This window comes from Herbaspirillum sp. GW822-FHT03A08, from assembly GCF_058801885.1.
On record NZ_JBXANR010000003.1, the window covers coordinates 381,592 to 399,739 of the forward strand.

At 58.9% G+C, this 18,148-nt stretch carries 10 protein-coding genes and 2 tRNA genes; 5 read left to right on the top strand and 7 right to left on the bottom strand.

Translation table 11 applies throughout. The features are described from left to right. Nucleotides 1–76: 76 nt before the first annotated feature. Together AC1RN6_RS10950 and pbpC are read left to right on the top strand one after the other, a co-directional pair. Complete coding sequence (locus AC1RN6_RS10950; RefSeq protein WP_493005245.1) at nt 77–5,899, top strand: alpha-2-macroglobulin family protein; 5,823 nt, start codon at nt 77–79, stop codon at nt 5,897–5,899. A gap of 23 nt (nt 5,900–5,922) precedes the next feature. Next, complete coding sequence (gene pbpC / locus AC1RN6_RS10955; RefSeq protein ID WP_493005887.1) at nt 5,923–8,118, top strand: penicillin-binding protein 1C; 2,196 nt, start codon at nt 5,923–5,925, stop codon at nt 8,116–8,118. A gap of 58 nt (nt 8,119–8,176) precedes the next feature. Here the strand turns inward: pbpC and AC1RN6_RS10960 are convergent. Together AC1RN6_RS10960 and AC1RN6_RS10965 are read right to left on the bottom strand one after the other, a co-directional pair. Next, nucleotides 8,177–8,261, bottom strand: a tRNA-Leu gene (locus AC1RN6_RS10960). A 497-nt stretch (nt 8,262–8,758) separates the two neighbouring features. After that, nucleotides 8,759–8,843, bottom strand: a tRNA-Leu gene (locus AC1RN6_RS10965). Nucleotides 8,844–9,096: 253 nt separating this feature from the next. On the opposite strand from AC1RN6_RS10965, the gene rnr reads away from it, so the two are divergent. The 3 genes from rnr to cysE all read left to right on the top strand — a co-directional run bounded on the left by rnr (nt 9,097) and on the right by cysE (nt 13,388). Further along, nucleotides 9,097–11,607 carry a ribonuclease R gene (rnr, locus tag AC1RN6_RS10970; protein ID WP_493005247.1) on the top strand — a complete coding sequence of 837 codons (2,511 nt, stop codon included), beginning with the start codon at nt 9,097–9,099 and terminating at the stop codon, nt 11,605–11,607. Between the two features lie 152 nt (nt 11,608–11,759). Further along, complete coding sequence (gene rlmB / locus AC1RN6_RS10975; protein ID WP_007877313.1) at nt 11,760–12,497, top strand: 23S rRNA (guanosine(2251)-2'-O)-methyltransferase RlmB; 738 nt, start codon at nt 11,760–11,762, stop codon at nt 12,495–12,497. 141 nt (nt 12,498–12,638) lie between these two features. Next, on the top strand, nt 12,639–13,388 hold the full coding sequence (gene cysE, locus AC1RN6_RS10980) for a serine O-acetyltransferase (protein WP_493005248.1): 750 nt from the start codon (nt 12,639–12,641) through the stop codon (nt 13,386–13,388). A 105-nt stretch (nt 13,389–13,493) separates the two neighbouring features. On the opposite strand, the gene AC1RN6_RS10985 is transcribed toward cysE, so the two are convergent. The 5 genes from AC1RN6_RS10985 to AC1RN6_RS11005 form a co-directional block, all read right to left on the bottom strand. Beyond that, nucleotides 13,494–14,288 (bottom strand): UDP-2,3-diacylglucosamine diphosphatase, encoded by a 795-nt coding sequence (locus AC1RN6_RS10985; RefSeq protein WP_493005250.1) that lies wholly within the window; start codon nt 14,286–14,288, stop codon nt 13,494–13,496. 23 nt (nt 14,289–14,311) lie between these two features. Further along, the gene (locus AC1RN6_RS10990; protein ID WP_050477211.1) at nt 14,312–14,800 is read right to left on the bottom strand and encodes a peptidylprolyl isomerase; all 489 of its coding nucleotides are present in this window, start codon (nt 14,798–14,800) and stop codon (nt 14,312–14,314) included. Nucleotides 14,801–14,892: 92 nt separating this feature from the next. Beyond that, entirely contained in the window at nt 14,893–15,477 is a 585-nt protein-coding gene (locus AC1RN6_RS10995) for a peptidylprolyl isomerase (RefSeq protein ID WP_493005251.1), read from the bottom strand. Between the two features lie 112 nt (nt 15,478–15,589). After that, on the bottom strand, nt 15,590–16,846 hold the full coding sequence (locus tag AC1RN6_RS11000) for a L,D-transpeptidase family protein (RefSeq protein WP_493005252.1): 1,257 nt from the start codon (nt 16,844–16,846) through the stop codon (nt 15,590–15,592). After that, nucleotides 16,846–18,096, bottom strand: a complete 1,251-nt coding sequence (locus AC1RN6_RS11005) for a tetratricopeptide repeat protein (RefSeq protein ID WP_493005253.1) — start codon at nt 18,094–18,096, stop codon at nt 16,846–16,848. Before AC1RN6_RS11005 ends, AC1RN6_RS11000 begins: the two co-directional genes overlap by 1 nt. Nucleotides 18,097–18,148: the final 52 nt, after the last annotated feature.

Sequence of the window (18,148 nt, forward strand, 5' to 3'; positions counted from 1 at the left end):
TGTCTTGATCGTGTCACAAGGCTTCGTCACCATGAAGCATTGCCGAAGAACTGATTAAAAAGATAACGGAGCAAGCATGTCCCTGATTCCCCGGACTTCACAATGGATCTCAATGCTGGCAAATACCTTGGCCGCAGCAGTGGTGATCAGCGTGCCGTCGCTGTCGGTTGCCGCCAATGTTGCCGGCTTCTCGCCGCAAGGCGACGTCGCTCAGATTCGCCAGGCACGTGCGACGTTTTCCGAGCCGCTGGTCAAGTTTGGCGATCCCAAGGCCGCAGCGCCTTTCGACATCAACTGCGCCGTAGCCGGCACTTCGCGCTGGGCCGACGGCAAGAACTGGGTCTATGACTTCGAGCGCGATCTGCCGCCCGGCACGCGTTGTTCATTTACGCTGAAGCCCGGCGTCAAGGCCGTGTCCGGTGCTGCAATCACCGGCAAGAGCGTGTTCCAGTTCAACACCGGCGGACCTGCGATTGTGCGGCACATGCCCGAAGGAAATGAGATTGAGGAAGAGCAGGCTTTCATCCTGTTCCAGAACGGCGCTGCAAATCAGGACAGCGTGCGCGATCATGTGTATTGCGAGGCGGAAGGCATTCATGAACGCATTCCGGTCAAGTTCGTGAGCGATGCAATGCGCAAGGACTTGCTGAAGGAATTCGCCAGGAAAATCGACCCGTCGCTGGTCACCATCGTGCAATGCCAGCAGCGCTTGCCCAACGATGCCGCCGTCAAGCTGACCTGGGACAAGGGCATCACCACGCTCAACGGCATCGCGACGACGATCCCGCAAACCTTCACATTCAAGGTCCGCAAGGAATTCAGCGCCAGCCTCAGTTGCGAGCGCGAGAACGCCAATGCCGCGTGCTCGCCGATTCTGCCGGTGACGATGTCGTTCTCGTCCGCCGTGCCGCGCAAGCTGGCCGAAGCGGTAGAACTCAAGAGCAGTAACGGCAAGCTCAAACCTTTCTTCGAAAAGAACAATACGGATGAACTGGTCTATAACCTGATCTTCAAACCGCCGTTCCCCGAGAACGGCGAATTCACCATCAATCTGCCATCCGGCTTCAAGGACGAAAGCGGTCGCGCGCTCAGCAATGCTTCGGCTTTTCCGCTGAAATCGCGCACCGCTGGTTATCCACCACTGGCAAAATTCCCGGCGGCGCCGTTCGGCATCATTGAGCTCAATGCCGATGCCACCTTGCCCGTCACCTTGCGCCGCGTCGAAGCGAACATGGTGGTACGCGGTACCGATGGAAAAGCCTTGCCGGGCAAGGTCGCCAATCTCAAAGTCGATGGCGACAAAGGCGTGATCGCTTGGCTGACGCGTCTCAATCGTTTTCATGAACGCTGGGGCGACACGACGGGGAAAACGCCCGACACGCGTGCCATCGGTTTGCTGGCCAAAGAACCGGGCGTGAAGACTCTGAACCTGCCGGCCTTGTCGGAAGCGAAGGATGGCGAGCGGCCGTTCGAAGTGGTCGGCATTCCGTTGAAGGATCCGGGATTCTATGTGGTCGAACTGGAGTCGCAAAAACTCGGTGCTTCCCTGCTCGGCAAACCGGCGCCGATGTATGTGCGCACCAGCACGCTGGTGACCAACCTGTCGGTGCACGTCAAGCTCGGGCGCGAGAACAATGCGGTGTGGGTGACCACACTCGATACGGCCAAGCCGGTGGCGGATGCCGACGTACGCATCTCCAATTGCCGGGGCGATGAGCTATGGCGCGGCAAGACCAATGCGATCGGCGTGGCGATGATCGCCACACCGATTGAAGATAGTTGCGCCAGCCGGCAGAACGAGGACGGCGCCATCAACGGCTTGTTTGTCAGCGCGCGCAAGACCGATGAGAAGGGCCGCGCCGACATGGCGTTTGCGCTGACCTCGTGGAGTGACGGCATCGAATCGTGGCGCTTCAATCTGCCGACGGATCGCTCGTCCGGCGCCAACGCACGAGCACATACGATATTCGACCGCACCTTGTTCCGCGCCGGCGAGACGGTATCGATGAAGCATGTATTCCGCCTGGAAAGCATGACCGGTTTTGCGCTGGCCGGCAAAGACAAATTGCCGACACGCGTGCGCATCATCCATCAGGGCAGCGGACAGGAGTTCCAGTTTCCGCTCAAATGGCGCAATCAAAAAAATGCCGAGACTGTCTTTGCCATTCCGAAAGAAGCCAAACTCGGCAGCTATGACGTCATGCTCGACAGCGGTGCAGCAAAGAGCGGCAGCGACAGCAACAGTGAAGGTGACGGCGATGCTGAAGAAGGCGGTTCTGCGCAAGGTAGCTACAGCACCGGGAGTTTTCGCGTCGAAGAATTCCGCCTGCCGCTGATGCAGGGGCGTATTACGCCTGTGACCGGCGGCAAAGGCGCGAGCCTCGTCGCACCGAAAGAAGTTCCAGTCGACGTCCAGCTCAACTACATCAATGGCGGCGGCGCTTCAGGACAGGCGGTGCGGATCAGCAGCCTGATGCGCGCGAAGGCGGTCAGCTTTCCGGGCTATGACGGCTATTCATTCGGTGCCGGTAATTACGGCGGTGAAGATGGCGATACCGGTAGCGATGATCAGAAAATCGTTGCCGACAAATTGCCGGTGACGTTGGATAAGAATGGCGCCGGCCGCACCACGGTCAAGTCCATGCCTGTCGTCAAGACGCCGCGCGAGTTGCTGACCGAGATGACCTACAGCGATCCGAACGGCGAGATTCAGACCATCTCCAACCTGGTGACTGTGTGGCCGTCGGCGGTGGTCATCGGCATCAAGGGTGGCGACTGGGTTTCGGTGAAGAAGAAACTGGCCTTGAACATGGTTGTGCTCAACGCGGCGGGCCAGCCGCAAGCCGACGTGCCTGTGGAAGTCACTGCCCTGAGCAGGCAAACCAACTCGCATCGCAAGCGTATGGTTGGCGGTTTCTACGCGTATGAAAATACCCGCTCGTCGCAAAACCTCGGCACGCTGTGCAGCGGCAAGAGCGACAAACATGGTGTCCTGATTTGCGACGTATCGCTGTCGGAGGCCGGCAACGTTGAACTGACCGCCACTGCCAAAGACGGCAACGGCAACGCCTCGTTCGCACAGACCTCGGTATGGGTGACGCGCCAGGGCGAGTTGTGGTTCGATGGCGAGAATCAGGATCGCATCGATATCCTGCCGGAGAAGAAGACCTATCAAGCCGGCGAGACCGCCAAATTCCAGGTGCGCATGCCGTTCCGCTACGCGACTGCTCTGGTCGCCGTGGAACGTGAAGGCGTGATTGAAACGCAGGTCGTGCAACTGAACGGACAGGATCCGACCATCAGCCTGCCGATCAAGGGAGGCTTTGCGCCTAATGTCTACGTCTCGGTGCTGGCCGTGCGCGGCCGCATGCGCGAAGTGCCGTGGTATTCCTTCTTCAGCTGGGGGTGGAAAGAACCGATCAACTGGTGGCACGAGTTCAAGGAATATCAGGCGCCCGGCACCATGGTCGATCTGGCCAAGCCGGCCTACAAATTCGGCGTCGCCGAGATTTCCGTCGGCAGCGGTGCGCATCTGCTGAAGGTCGCGGTGACTGCTGACAAGCCGACGTATCCGATCCGTTCGACCGCCAAGGTCAGCGTGCAGGTTACGCTGCCTGACGGCAAGCCTGCCGCCGGCGCTGAGATCGCACTGGCGGCGGTGGATGAAGCCTTGCTGGAACTGCAACCCAACACCAGCTGGAATCTGCTCTCCGCCATGCTGCAACGGCGCAGCTATGGCATCGAGACGTCGACGGCGCAGATGCAGGTGATCGGCAAGCGCCATTACGGTAAGAAGGCAACGCCGGCAGGTGGCGGCGGCGGTAAATCGCCGACGCGCGAGTTGTTCGATACTTTGCTGCTGTGGAAGCCGTACGTGGTGCTCGACGCCAGCGGCAGGGCGCAGATCGATGTACCGCTCAACGATGCGTTGACCGCGTTCCGTATCGTTGCAATAGCGGAGAGCGGCGCCGGCCTGTTCGGCACCGGCTCGGCCAGCATCCGCTCGTCGCAGGACGTGCAGGTCATCTCCGGCCTGCCGCCGCTGGTGCGTGAAGGCGATCAGTTCAACGCCATGGTCACGGTACGCAACACCACCACGCGCGCCATGCAGCTTCGCCTGAACGCGAAAGCGACGGGGCCGACGCCATCTGCGACGATTGCCTTGCAGGATAAGGACGTCTCGATTCCTGCCGGCGAAGCGCGTGAAGTGATGTGGCCGGTGACGGTGCCCGCAGACATCTCGCAACTGAGCTGGGAGATCGGTGCGCAGGAGCAATCTGGCGCTGTCGCGAAAGATGCCATTAAATTCGTCCAGCGCGTCGTGCCGGCGATTCCGGTGACGGTGCAGCAGGCTAGCTTGTTCCAGCTCGACAAGGTGTCGTCGATCAGCGTCGCGCAGCCGGCCGACAGTTTGCCGGGACGCGGCGGACTGAGCATCTCCCTCAAGCCGAGTCTGGCCGGCGGTAGCGAAGGTATCCGCAAATATTTCGCCGACTATCCATTCTCTTGCCTGGAGCAGCGCACCTCCAAGGCCATCGGTCTGCGTGACGACGCAATGTGGCAGAAGATCGTAACCGACTTGCCGACTTATCTTGATGCAGATGGTCTGGCGTATTACTTCCCGCCGAGCGAATCCAATGCGCGGCGCGGCAGCGATACCCTGACGGCCTATCTGTTGGCGGCATCGAATGAAGCAGCCTATGTCTTGCCAACGCAGAGCCGCGACAAGATGCTCGACGGTCTGGCGGCGTTTGTAGACGGCAAGCTCACACGCGACTTCTGGTCACCGAAGAAGGATCTCGACGTGCGCAAGCTGGCGGCGCTGGAAGCGCTGTCGCGCTATCACCGCGTGCAGCCGTCCATGCTCGGGTCAATTCAAATCAATCCGAACGTCTGGCCGACGTCAGCGGTGCTCGACTGGATCGCCATCCTGCAGCGCGTCACGACGATCCCCGAACGTGACAAGCGTCTGGTGGAAGCTGATCAGATTATCCGTTCGCGCCTGAACTATCAGGGCACGCGCATGGGCTTCTCGGACGAGGCGAACGATTACTGGTGGTGGCTGATGGCCAGCGGTGACAGCAACGCCAATCGTCTTGTGTTGACCATGCTGAACAATCCAGCCTGGCGCGAAGACATGCCCAAGCTGATAAGCGGAGCCATCCAGCGTCAACAGCGCGGTCACTGGGGCACGACCACCGCGAACGTCTGGGGCAGCCTGGCGCTGGAGAAATTCAGCCGTGCATTTGAAGCGGAAAAGGTCGCAGGTACGACGCGCATCGTGTCCGATGCGGGCAGCAATGCCTATGCATGGAGCGGCGCAGGCGCAGCCGGCGGAAAAGTGCAGATTCCTTGGGGCACACCTGCGCCAGGTGCGCTGAAGTTCATGCAGGAAGGCAGCGGCAAACCATGGATCACCATGCAAAGCCTGGCAGCCGTGGCATTGAAGGCGCCATTCTCCAGCGGCTATCGCATCACCAAGACAGTCGTCCCGGTCGAACAGAAGCAGAAGGGTATCTATAGCCGCGGCGATGTGTTGCGTGTGACGCTGGATATCGATGCGCAGACCGATATGACCTGGGTCGTGCTGAACGATCCGATTCCTGGCGGCGCCAGTTTGCTGGGTTCCGGATTGGCGCGCGACTCGGCGATTACGCGTAGCGGCGAGGATGACGGCCGCTCGCGCAGCAGCGCGTGGTTGGCGTATGAAGAGCGCAGCTTCGAGGGCTATCGCGCTTACTACGAGCGTATGCCGAAGGGGCGTTCCAGCATCTCCTACACGGTGCGGCTGAACAACGCCGGCGAGTTCAGTTTACCGCCGACGCGGGTGGAGGCGATGTACGCGCCGGAAATGTTCGGCGAAATTCCGAACGCCAGGCTGAGTATCAAGGCGCCGTGATGGAGGCGACTGTGCGACGGTATATGGCAGCGGTATTGTTTGCTGCGACGACGGCGCTTCTGGCGGTAGTGCCGGACGTCGCACATGCGGTCCCAAGCTTTGGCGAGGTGCAGCAATCGTTTCGCTCATCGGACGCCACGATGTATGACCGGCATGGCGAGCTGATCCAGCAATTGCGGCTCAATCCCAATGAGCGCCGTCTGTCTTGGATCGCGTTGGAAGATGTGTCGCCGGCGCTGCGCAATGCCCTGATCGCTTCCGAAGACCGGCGCTTTTATCAGCACAGCGGCGTCGACTGGAACGCCGTGGCGGCGTCGGCATGGGGCAATCTGTGGAATACCAAAACGCGCGGCGCCTCGACCATCACGATGCAACTGGCGGGTTTGATCTATGACGATCTGCGCCGCAAGTCTTCGGCGCGGTCGATGACGCAGAAAGTGTCGCAGGTTTTCATCGCGCAATCGCTGGAGCGCAACTGGCGCAAGGATCAGATTCTGGAGGCCTATCTGAATCTGGTCAGTTTCCGCGGAGAGCTCGTCGGCGTGCATGCCTTGTCACGCGTGCTGTTCGGCAAACATCCCAGCGGCCTGAATCAGAGCGAGGCGGCCATTGCAGTGGCATTGATTCGCGCGCCCAACGCCAAACCGGCAAAAGTATCGGAGCGTGCCTGCGCCATCCTGAAAGAGCAGGGCGCGCCGCAGGAATGCAATGGCTTGCAGGGACGGACAGAACTGGTGCTGGCGCGCGCCACGGCCAAGGGCGAAATCAGCGGCGCTGCTACCGCGCCGCAACTTGCTCCGCATCTGGGGCGCAAGTTGCTCAAGGAAGCAGGCAAGCCCGTGTATTCGACCATCGATGCAGCGACGCAGCGTTTCGCCAGTGACGCTTTGCGTCGACAGTTATCGGCGTTGGTGGACAGAAATATCGAAGACGGCGCCGTGGTCGTGATCGACAACGTCAGTGGCGACGTCCTGGCCTGGATAGGGTCGAGCGGTTCACTTTCCGGTGCGGCGCAGGTCGATGGCGTGCAGGTTTTGCGTCAGGCCGGGTCAACCCTGAAACCGTTTCTGTATGAAATGGCGATCGAGAAAAAGTGGCTGACGGCAGCTTCGCTGCTCGACGATTCGCCGGTCAATCTGGCGACCTCTGCCGGTCTCTATATTCCGCAGAATTACGACCGGCAATTCAAGGGACTGGTGAGCCTGCGTACGGCGCTGGGATCCTCGCTCAATATTCCGGCGGTACGCACGCTGGTGACGGTGACGCCGGAGCGTTTCTTCCGGCGTTTGCAGGCGCTCGGTTTCAATCTGCGCGAATCGGGCGATTACTACGGCTACAGCCTCGCGCTCGGTAGCGCCGACATCAGTCTGCTGTCACTGACCAATGCCTATCGCGCCTTGGCGAATCAAGGGCGTTACAGCGGCGTGCGCACCACGATGAGCGATCCGCGCGTGATGTATCAGCAGGCGATGGATGGCGGCGCCTCTTTTATCGTCGGCGACATCCTGTCTGACCGCAGTGCGCGGGCGCGAACCTTCGGTCTGGAGAATGCCTTGTCGACACGCATCTGGACGGCGGTCAAAACGGGGACGTCGAAGGATATGCGCGACAACTGGTGCGTGGGATTCTCATCGCGCTATACCGTCGGCGTCTGGGTCGGCAATGCCTCCGGTGCGCCGATGTGGGATGTATCGGGCGTTACCGGGGCCGCTCCGGTCTGGCAGGAGGTGATGCAGTATCTGCACCGTCAATCAGGCTCGCAGGAGCCGGCGAAGCCGGCATCGGTGATCGCCCAGCCGGTGCAATTTGAAAATAATCTGGAGGCAACGCGCACTGAATACTTTTTGCCCGACACCAGTCAGCGCGTGTTGCAGGTGGCAAAGTCAGGCGAGATCGCGCCCATGATCACCTATCCCACGCCGGGCATGCTGGTCGCGATTGATCCGGATATTCCGCCGACGCATCAGCGCTTGCGCTTTACCGCACAAGGTGCGAAGCAGGGCGTGTGGCTGCTTGATGGGAAAACGTTGAAAACGGCAGGTAAAAAATCCGCCGATCTGGGGTTTGACTGGATGCCTTGGCCCGGGAAGCACAAGCTGGTTTTGCAGGATGTGAATGGTGCAGTGCTGGATCAGTTGCAGTTTGAGGTGCGTGGGGCGTTGGTGCGGCCGCCTGAGAGCAAACCTGTGAAAAGCAAGGTGAGTCTGCCCGCGAGATAAAAGCGGTCCCCAAAACGCAAAAGGTCGATTGATTTTCATCAATCGACCTTTTATGTTTTGGTGCCCACGGAGGGACTCGAACCCCCACACCTTGCGGCACATGGACCTGAACCATGCGCGTCTACCAATTCCGCCACGTGGGCCTAAAACGTCTTCACACAAAAGTGCGTAGCGCTTAGAAGGGCTGAATAATACTGATATTGAATCTGGTGGTCAACAAAATAATGCGTAAAAACGAAACATGATGAGAGGCTATTCGTTTGATCTGAATTTCATCGGTCATGATGAGATTCTGGGAATACGGAAAACAAAAAAGGGGCTTGCCCACGAAATTAGCAGGGTGATTCCACGCGAGATAAATACATGGAAATGCGCGAAGAAATGTATTCGAGTTCGCCGCGAAAGGCGCTCGGATTTTTTACGGCCTTAAAAAACGCAAAAATGGCCGGTTGATTGTCATCAACGGCCTCTTACGTCTTTGATGCCCATGGAGGGAGTTCGGTCACGTACCGCGACCCCGTTTGGCGTTGCAAGGCCGAACTTTCGAGTCCCACCCGCAAGGCGCACAGGCAGGCGCCTTGCTCGCGGTCCCCAAAACGCAAAAGGCCGATTGATTTTCATCAATCGACCTTTTATGTTTTGGTGCCCACGGAGGGACTCGAACCCCCACACCTTGCGGCACATGGACCTGAACCATGCGCGTCTACCAATTCCGCCACGTGGGCAATACCGCGAAAGAAAGAGATTATAGCCCATTTTCAGAACTTGTCAATCACTTGGGGTGCCGGCACCTATTTATTTTCGGACGGCGGTTGCTGACGGTGCTATCGGGGCCGCATGTTAGGTAAATACCGGGAACCTCCGTTACACTAGGGCATGTTGCACCCTGGGCCGAGGCCCTGTAGTCGTATTCCAGCAGCTCGCCAGACGGATCCGCTGTCGCGAAACTGATGAATAACAATTTACCTGATTACACTTTTGAGCCAATTTCCCTATACCATTCCCAGCCGCGAGGAAATTCTCGGCATCCTGCGCACCTCTTCGGGCGCGCAAAACGCAATGACACTGGCTTCTGCGCTCAGCGTCAAGCCGGAAGAGATGGATGGCCTGACGCGACGCCTGAATGCGATGGAACGTGACGGTCAGATCAAGCCGGACCGCGCCGGCAACTACAAGCTGACCCATTCCCCCGATTTCATCGAAGGCCGCGTCAGCAGCCACCGCGACGGTTTTGGTTTCCTTTTGCCGGAAGACGGCAGCGCCGACATTTTCCTGCCCGAGAAAGAAATGCAGAAGGTCTTGCATGGCGACCGCGTCCAGGCTCGCATCATCGGCACCGATCGCCGCGGACGTCCGGAAGGCACCATCGTTGAAGTGGTGTCGCGCGCCAATACTCACGTCATCGGCCGTTTGCTCAATGAGAATGGCGTCTGGGTAGTCGCGCCTGAAGACAAGCGCATCGGCCAGGATGTGATCCTCGCCGGTTCGCCGGGCAAGGCCAAGGCGGGGCAGGTAGTCAGCGTCGAGTTGACCGAACAGCCTTCTCGTTACACGCAGCCGGTCGGCAAGATCGCAGAAATCCTCGGCGATATCGACGATCCGGGTATGGAAATCGAAATCGCCGTGCGCAAGTACGGCGTGCCGCATGAATTTTCCGAAGCCGCCAAGAAGCTGGCCGCAAAGTTGCCGGGCGAAGTCAAGCCGGCCGACCTGAATGACCGGGTCGATTTGCGCGATGTGCCGCTGGTGACTATCGATGGCGAAGACGCGCGCGATTTCGACGATGCGGTCTATTGCGAACCGATCAAGATCGGCCGCGCCAAGGGTTATCGTCTGATCGTTGCGATCGCCGACGTCAGCCATTACGTGAAGCCGAACGACGCACTCGACGTGGATGCGCTGGAGCGCAGCACTTCGGTGTATTTCCCGCGTCGCGTGATCCCGATGCTGCCGGAAAAATTGTCGAACGGCTTGTGCTCGCTCAACCCCGACGTCGATCGTCTGACGCTGGTGTGCGATGCCGTGATTACCGCCAAGGGCGAGATCAAGGCTTACCAGTTCTACCCGGCGGTGATCCACTCCGCTGCGCGTCTGACGTACACCGAAGTCGCGGCAGTTCTGGCCAATACCAAGGGCCCCGAAGCCGCCAAGCGCGCCGGTCTGGTGCCGCATCTGCTGCATCTGTATGAAGTCTTCCAGGCGCTGTTGCAAGCGCGTCATGCACGCGGTGCGATCGACTTTGAAACGACCGAGACCTACATCGTCTGCAACGCCGTCGGCAAGATTGAAAAGATCCTGCCGCGCACCCGCAATGATGCGCATCGCCTGATCGAAGAATGTATGCTAGCGGCCAACGTCTGCGCCGCCGATCTGTTGAAGCGTCATGAGCATCCAGGTTTATATCGCGTCCACGCCGGACCGACCAAGGAACGTCTGAATCAGTTGCGTACCTTCCTCAAGCAAATCGGCCTGAGCCTTGGTGGCGGCGATAGCCCGAGCGCATCCGATTACGCCGAACTGATGCCGAAGATCAAGTCGCGTCCGGATGCTTTACTGATCCAGACCATGCTGTTGCGTTCCATGCAGCAAGCCGTGTACAGTCCGGAAAACATCGGTCACTTCGGTTTGTCCTATGAATCGTATGCCCACTTCACCAGCCCGATCCGCCGTTATCCGGATCTGCTGACGCATCGCGTCATCAAGGCGATCCTGCTGGGCAAACGCTATGATCCCAAGGGTATCGACACCAGCGTGCTCAACACCATGCTGTCGCCCGCTGCACGCAAGGCGCAGGCATTGGATCGTGCCAACGGCAAGAAGAAGCCGGAAAGCAGCGTCGCCATCTGGGAAGCGCTGGGCATTCACTGTTCCGCCAATGAGCGCCGTGCCGATGAAGCATCGCGCGACGTTGAGGCATGGCTCAAGTGCTACTTCATTCGCGACAAACTTGGTGAGGAATTCACCGGTACGATTTCCGGTGTGGCTACGTTCGGCATCTTCGTTCAGCTCGATGCCTTGTACATCGAAGGCATGGTCCACGTCACAGAACTGGGTGCGGATTACTTCCAGTACGACGAAGCACGTCACGAATTGCGCGGCGAGCGCACCGGAATCCGCTACCAGTTGACCGACCGCGTAACGGTGCAGGTCAGCCGCGTCGACCTGGATGCGCGCAAGATCGATCTGCGCCTGGTGACCGAGCCGGGCATTCGTACGATTCTGAAGAACGAAGCGCGTCGTGCTGAGAATGCGCAACAGGCGCGCAGCAAGACAGGCGCTGGCAAGGGCGCGCCAGCTGGCCGATCAGGTGGTGCTGCCAAGACAGCGCCAGCATCCGCGCCAGCGGCTACAAAAAACGCCAAGGGTGCGAAAACACCGAAGGCAGCAAGCAAATCCGGCAAGGCTTTGCCGCGTGTAAAGGGCGGGATTGAGTCGGACCGCAAGCGTCCGGCCAAGGGCTTTTCCCGGCCGAGTAAGAAAAATCGCTAACGCCGACGGCGCCGTGTTTTCTTGACGCGGCGTCCCGGCACCGGCGTTCTACATGCGCTGAAGGAGGCTGAGCCGTCAGGTTTAGTCTTTTCAGCGCCGACTTATTTGGTGAATTATTTAGTGAAGCAGTATTTAGTGAAGAAGCAGGGCACATGAAAAGTAAAATGATTTTTGGCTTCCACGCCGTCACCTCGCGTATTCGTCACGAGGCATCGTCGGTCGAGGAATTGTATGTCGATGCGGAGCGTAACGACGCGCGCATGCGCGATCTGCTGCACGCAGCCAAGGCTGCCGGCGTACGCATCATCCAGGCTGACGACCAGCGCCTGTCGAACATTGTCGGCACGCGCCGCCATCAGGGCGTTGTCGCCAAGGCCGGCGAGCTGTCGCTGGCGCGCAATCTGGATGAGCTGCTCGATGTCGTTGAAGGTCCGCCATTGCTGTTGATCCTCGACGGCATCACCGATCCGCACAACCTCGGCGCTTGCCTGCGGGTGGCTGACGGCGCCGGCGCACATGCCGTGATCGCACCGAAGGATCGCGCAGTCGGCCTGAATGCGACCGCCGCCAAAGTCGCCAGCGGCGCAGCCGAAACGGTTCCTTACATCACTGTGACCAACCTGGCGCGCACCATGCGCGACCTCAAGGACCGCGGTGTCTGGCTGATCGGCATGGCCGACGATGCGGACAAGGATTTGTACGCGGGCGATTTCTCCGGCCCGACTGCACTCGTGATGGGCTCGGAAGGCGAAGGTATGCGCCGCCTGACGCGTGAAACCTGCGATATTCTGGTCAGCATCCCCATGTTCGGTTCGGTCGAGAGCCTGAATGTCTCCGTCGCTTCCGGCGTCTGTCTGTACGAAGCGCGCCGGCAGCGTCTGCCCAAGTAATATCGGGCAAGCCCGCCGGGATCCTCGGCGGGTAACATCCCCTCGTGTGATCCCATTCTTGACGCCAGGAAAGCCAGTCTGTCTTCGGCAAGCCTGACGGTAAACGATTAAGATTGCACATTCCGTATTTACAGCCACATTATGTTTACTCAACTTCGAGAAGATATTTCCAGCATCATTGAACGCGATCCTGCTGCGCGCAACGCCTGGGAAGTCTTAACCTGTTATCCGGGCTTGCACGCGGTGGTATTTCACCGTATCGCTCATAGCTGCTGGAATAACGGCTTGAAGTGGCTGGGGCGCTTCATCTCCCAGCTGGCGCGCTGGTTCACCGGCATCGAAATTCATCCGGGTGCGACCATCGGCCGGCGTGTCTTCATCGACCATGGCTTCGGCGTCGTGATCGGCGAGACGGCGGAAATCGGTGACGACTGTACGATCTATCAGGGCGTGACGCTGGGCGGCACCTCGCTGAACAAGGGCGCCAAGCGCCATCCTACGCTGGGCCGCGGTGTGATCATCGGCGCTGGCGCACAGGTGTTGGGCGGCTTTACCGTCGGCGATGGCGCCAAGGTGGGTTCCAATGCGGTGGTTGTCAAAGAAGTACCTCCTGGCGCAACGGCGATCGGAAATCCGGCGCGCGTGGTGCAAAAGGCTGCGCAGGATCCTCGTGAACAAGCTGCTGCGCGCATGTTTGCAGCTTACGGCGTGACGCCGAACGGCGACGATCCTTTGTCGAAGGCATTACACGGCTTGATCGATCAGGCCGCTGCGCAAGAGCATCAGATTGAAGTGATTCTTGCCGCGATCAAATCAGCCGGCATTGGTTGTGAGAAGCTGAAGGAGTTGGAGAAATTCGACGCGGCGCAGTTGAATAAACTGGTGGAGTAGTCAGCTTAGAAGCGAGTCTGCAATCGAACGCAGGAATAAAAAAGAGGAGCAGATTTGCTCCTCTTTTTTTGTTCGTAACGACAGGGCTGACTTGCTCAGCAATACCTACTTCAACTCAGTACCGACAGCATCGAAGCGATGCAGCACGCCATCGGCAGTCAGACTCATCCAGCCGCCGCGTTCAGGTTCCACGTCGTACTCCCAATCCGGCAAGACATAACGCAGACGCGTTGCTGCGCCGGATTCATCGATATGCAGGGCGGGACGATGCGTGTGTCCATGAATCAGGGTCTGTGTGCCGGTCTGCTCGTACACTCCGCGTATGGCATCGGCATTGACGTCCATGATTTCGTAGGACTTCTCCTTGTTGGCGTCCTTGCTATTCTGGCGCACGCCTTCAATGATGGCTTTGCGCTGGGCCAGCGGCATGCCGAGAAATTGCTGCTGCCAGGCTGGTTGGCGCACCTGTGCGCGAAACGCCATGTAGGCCGTGTCGTCGGTACATTGCGCATCGCCATGCGCCAGCGTGATGTCGCGGCCAACGAGATGAATGACGTGCGGGTCTTCAAGAATCGTCAGCCCGGCGGCTTCTGCAAATGCGGGACCGACCAGAAAATCACGATTGCCCGCAATCCAGTAGACAGCCACGCCGCTGTCGCTGACGCGGCGCAGTGCATTGACGATGTCGCGGTTGTAGGGCGTTTCGATATCGTCGTCACCGGCCCAGTATTCGAAGATGTCGCCGAGCAGGTAAAGCTGTTCGGCCCGGCTCGCATGCTGGTCGAGAAAGTCGTAAAACGCCTGCGTCGTGCACGGCAGGCTGGCCTGCAAATGCAGGTCGGAAATAAAAAGCGCAACCGCTTGGGGTTGCGCTGCTTGTACAGATGAAGTGTTCGTCATCGGAGAAAGTGAAAGGCGCCGACTTAGACGACTTCAGCTTTTTCGATCACGACGTCTTCAACCGGCACATCGGCGAACATGCCGGAGCGTGTGGTCTTGACAGCCTTGATCTTGTCGACGATGTCCATGCCTTCGACGACCTTGCCGAATACACAGTAGCCCCAGCCGTCCTGGCCTGGGAAGTCGAGGAAGCTGTTGTTCTTGACGTTGATGAAGAACTGCGCCGATGCCGAATGCGGCGCCGAAGTACGGGCCATGGCCAGTGTATAAGGCTCGTTCTTGAGGCCGTTCTTGGCTTCGTTCTCAACCGGGTCGTTGGTTGGTTTTTGCTTCATGCCTGGCTCGAAACCGCCGCCTTGCACCATGAAGCCATCGATCACGCGGTGGAAAATGGTGCCGGTGTAGTGACCGGAATTGACGTAGGCGAGGAAATTTTCAACAGTCTTTGGCGCTTTTTCTGCGTCCAGTTCGACCTTGAAGTTACCGTGGTTGGTGGTGAAGAGAACAGCCATGAGAATCCCTTTTGTGTAGATAATAAAAATGAAATACTAAAAACCGGCGCAGAGGCAAACGCCTGTCTGAACTTGACCTAGCTTGCTTGAGCTTACTTCAGCACAGTCGCCGACTGGATGACGACCGGCGTCACAGGCACATCGTCAAACATGCCGCTGCTGCCGGTGCGCACTTGCTTGATCTTGTCGACCACGTCGGTGCCTTGCACCACTTTGCCGAACACCGCGTAGCCCCAGCCGTCACGGCTCGGATAGTCGAGCGGACGGTTGTTGGCGACGTTGATGAAGAATTGCGCGGCCGCGGATTGCGGGTCGGACGTGCGCGCCATGGCGATAGTATACGCCTCGTTTTTCAAACCGTTCTTGGCTTCGTTCTTGATCGGGGCCTGAGTCGGTTTTTCGCGCATGTTCTGGTCGAAGCCGCCGCCCTGGATCATGAAGCTGCCGATCACGCGATGGAAGATGGTGCCGTTGTACTGGCCGCTCTTGACGTACTTCAGGAAGTTGGCGACGGTGATCGGCGCCTTGTCCGCATCCAGTTCAAGGACGATGTCGCCCATGCTGGTCTTGAGCTGCACGCGCGGCGCGTCGGCGGCATGCGCCATCAGAGCAGCGCCGGACAACGACAGGGCGGCGATGCATTGCAGCAGCTTGCGGCGGGACAGGGCTTGAATCATGGTGCTTCCTTGCTAAGTGAATGTGGTGAAAGACGGCTTGGCTTGCCGTCAATGCGCGGATCGCTCTGGTGCGGCGACGATCCGCGATGACGCTGGCGTCCGGATATGCCGATCAGGCGGCGCCTTCGTAGACGATCTTCCATTGCGATCCCTCTTTTTGCCAGTACTGGCGCTTGCGGACCGCGTTCTTGTTCTTGCCCACGGAAGTTTCCTGAACGAAGGTGCTGACGATCATCTCGTCTTTGCCTGGATAACGGTACAGGCTCAGATCACGCACTTTGACACTGGAAGGGCGCGCGCCGTTCAGGTTTTTTTGCTGGCGGCCAAACCAGGTGCTCAGGCTTTCGCCGAGGTTGGAGCGGAAAGCCGGGGAATAATTTGTCAATACCTTGTCGGCGTCAGAGGCTTCCATGTCCTGCTGCCACTGATCCATGAACTTGCTGGCGAAGCTGCGCTCCTTGTCCCATTCCGACTTGTCGACGAACTGCACGCCGTCACTGATGACGACGACCGTCTTGCCGACTTCCGCCGTCGCATACAGGCTTTGCAGATCCGGGTTGGCCAGCACTACGCAGCCGTCGGACGACAGCGGCGGGCGGCTGAAATTGTCGGATGGCGTACCGTGCAGCCAGATGCCGGAACCGCTGCGGCCGTTACGCTTGTCCCATTCGTTCGGATAATTGAGCGGCAGGGCGCCGGTACCGTAGAAATCAGGCAGTTTCGGGCCGGGGATGCGTGCGTTGACGTAGTACACGCCGATCGGTGTGCGCTGATCGCCTTCACGCGACTTGTTGACGCCGTAGCGGCCCTGCGAAATGTAATAGTCGGTCATGAACTTGAGCTGACCGCCCTGATTTTCGTAGACGTACATGCGCGAACGCGAAGTGTCGACCACCAGCACGTTCTTCTGGTCGTCGCCTACCTGCAGGACCGGCTTGGGAATCAGGCTGGGATTGGGACGCTCCTGCAGCGAACGGATGCGCACCATGGCTTCGGCGCGCAGGTCTTTCAGCTTGTCGGCAGGCGCATCGGCGATGGCGCCGAAGCTTTTGACCGGGCGTACATGCATCATCAGCAGGTCGCCGCGTACCAGATGGCCCAGACGGAAGTGCGGATAAGCCGCAACCAGCGCATCAGCCTTGGCCTGCGCTTCCTGCAGACGGTTGTTGCCGAGGTCTTTATAAACTTCGATCAGCAAGGCTTCCGGGTCGGGCTTGCGCATCTCCGACTGCAAGGCTTGCGGCGGTATTGCCGAAGAGGAAGCAACGCTGCCTGCAACCGGCGTCAATGCCAGGCAAGCCAGAATCAGCCGTACAAGAGCTGATGGCAAGGGCAGACCCTTGCCTTGATGTGCAGCGAAACGAACCATTACCCTCCCGAGCGCTCCTGTTTGATCAGCCACTTATTGCCCTGTTTGACCAGGATCAGTGTCTTGCGGCTGTTTACTGTCAGACGGTTGGAATTATATATCTGACGGAAGCGGACGGTGGCGGTGTCGTTTTTAATCGTGACTTGCGGGACGTCGACCTTGACGCTGATATGGCCTTTTTCCTCGATACGGGCGCGGCGTTCGTCAGCCCATTCCTTGCGCGATTCACCCTTCGGCGTCTGGAAATCACCGGCGTAAGCCGCCAGGTAGGACTTCACATCCATATCACTCCAGGCTTTGGCCCAGTTATTGACGGCGCTGATGACGACAGCCTTGTCTTTGTCGGCACGGGCGGCTTCGGCGGCTTTTTCAGCTTTCTCGGCGGCCTTCTCAGCAGCTTTGTCTGCTTTGCTTGGCTTTTCCGTCTTGTCTGCCGGCTTTTCAGCAGGTTTCTCAACAGGCTTTTCGACCGGCTTCTCTACCGGTTTTTCAACTGGCTTCGGTTTTTCGACAGGAGCAGGCGCCGGTTTCACCGGGGCGACAGGCTCAGGTTTTGGTTCCGGCTTCTTTACTTCAGGCGCCGGAGCTGGTGTCGGCACCGGATTAACCGGATTAGCCGGTGCTGCAGGCGCAGTTGCAGCCGGCGACTTGCTGCCGTTTGTATTGGCGCTCGCCAGCTTGGGAATGGTGCCGCCGGTGATATTGCCGGTCAGGGTGCGCACCAGCGTCAGTTTCGGCTGCGGCACATTGCTGCCCGGATCGATCTGCAAGGCCTTGTCGTAGGCCTGGCTAGCCAGCTTGGCGTAGACGTCGCCGAGATTTTCCAGCGCCGTGGCGTACGTAGGGTTGGTGTGAATGGCCATGTCCAGCGTGGCGCGCGCCTTGTCGTACTGACCATTGGCAGCGTACAGCACGGCCAGATTGTTATACGGTTCGGGCAGATCGGGGAAGTCTTCGGTCAGCTTGCTGAAGATGGCGATTGCCTCGGCGGACTTGTTCTGTTCTGCTAAGATCAGGCCTTTCACAAAGCGCATTTGCGCGTCGCGCGGGTGCTTTGCCAGAACGGCGTCGGTTTTTGCCAGCGCTTCGGGGTATTGCCCTGCACGCATGAGTTTGCTGATGTCTGAGACTTCGCTTGCTTGCGCCGAGTAGATTGCGGCGATCAGGCCGGATAGAATGACGGTCTTGCTCAAAATGCCACGCAATGCATTGCGATATGGGTGCGGAGATGCAAGAAGCATGGTTTTCATCAATGCTATACTCAAACGAAAAGACGCATTTTATCAAAGAAGCACTACAAAA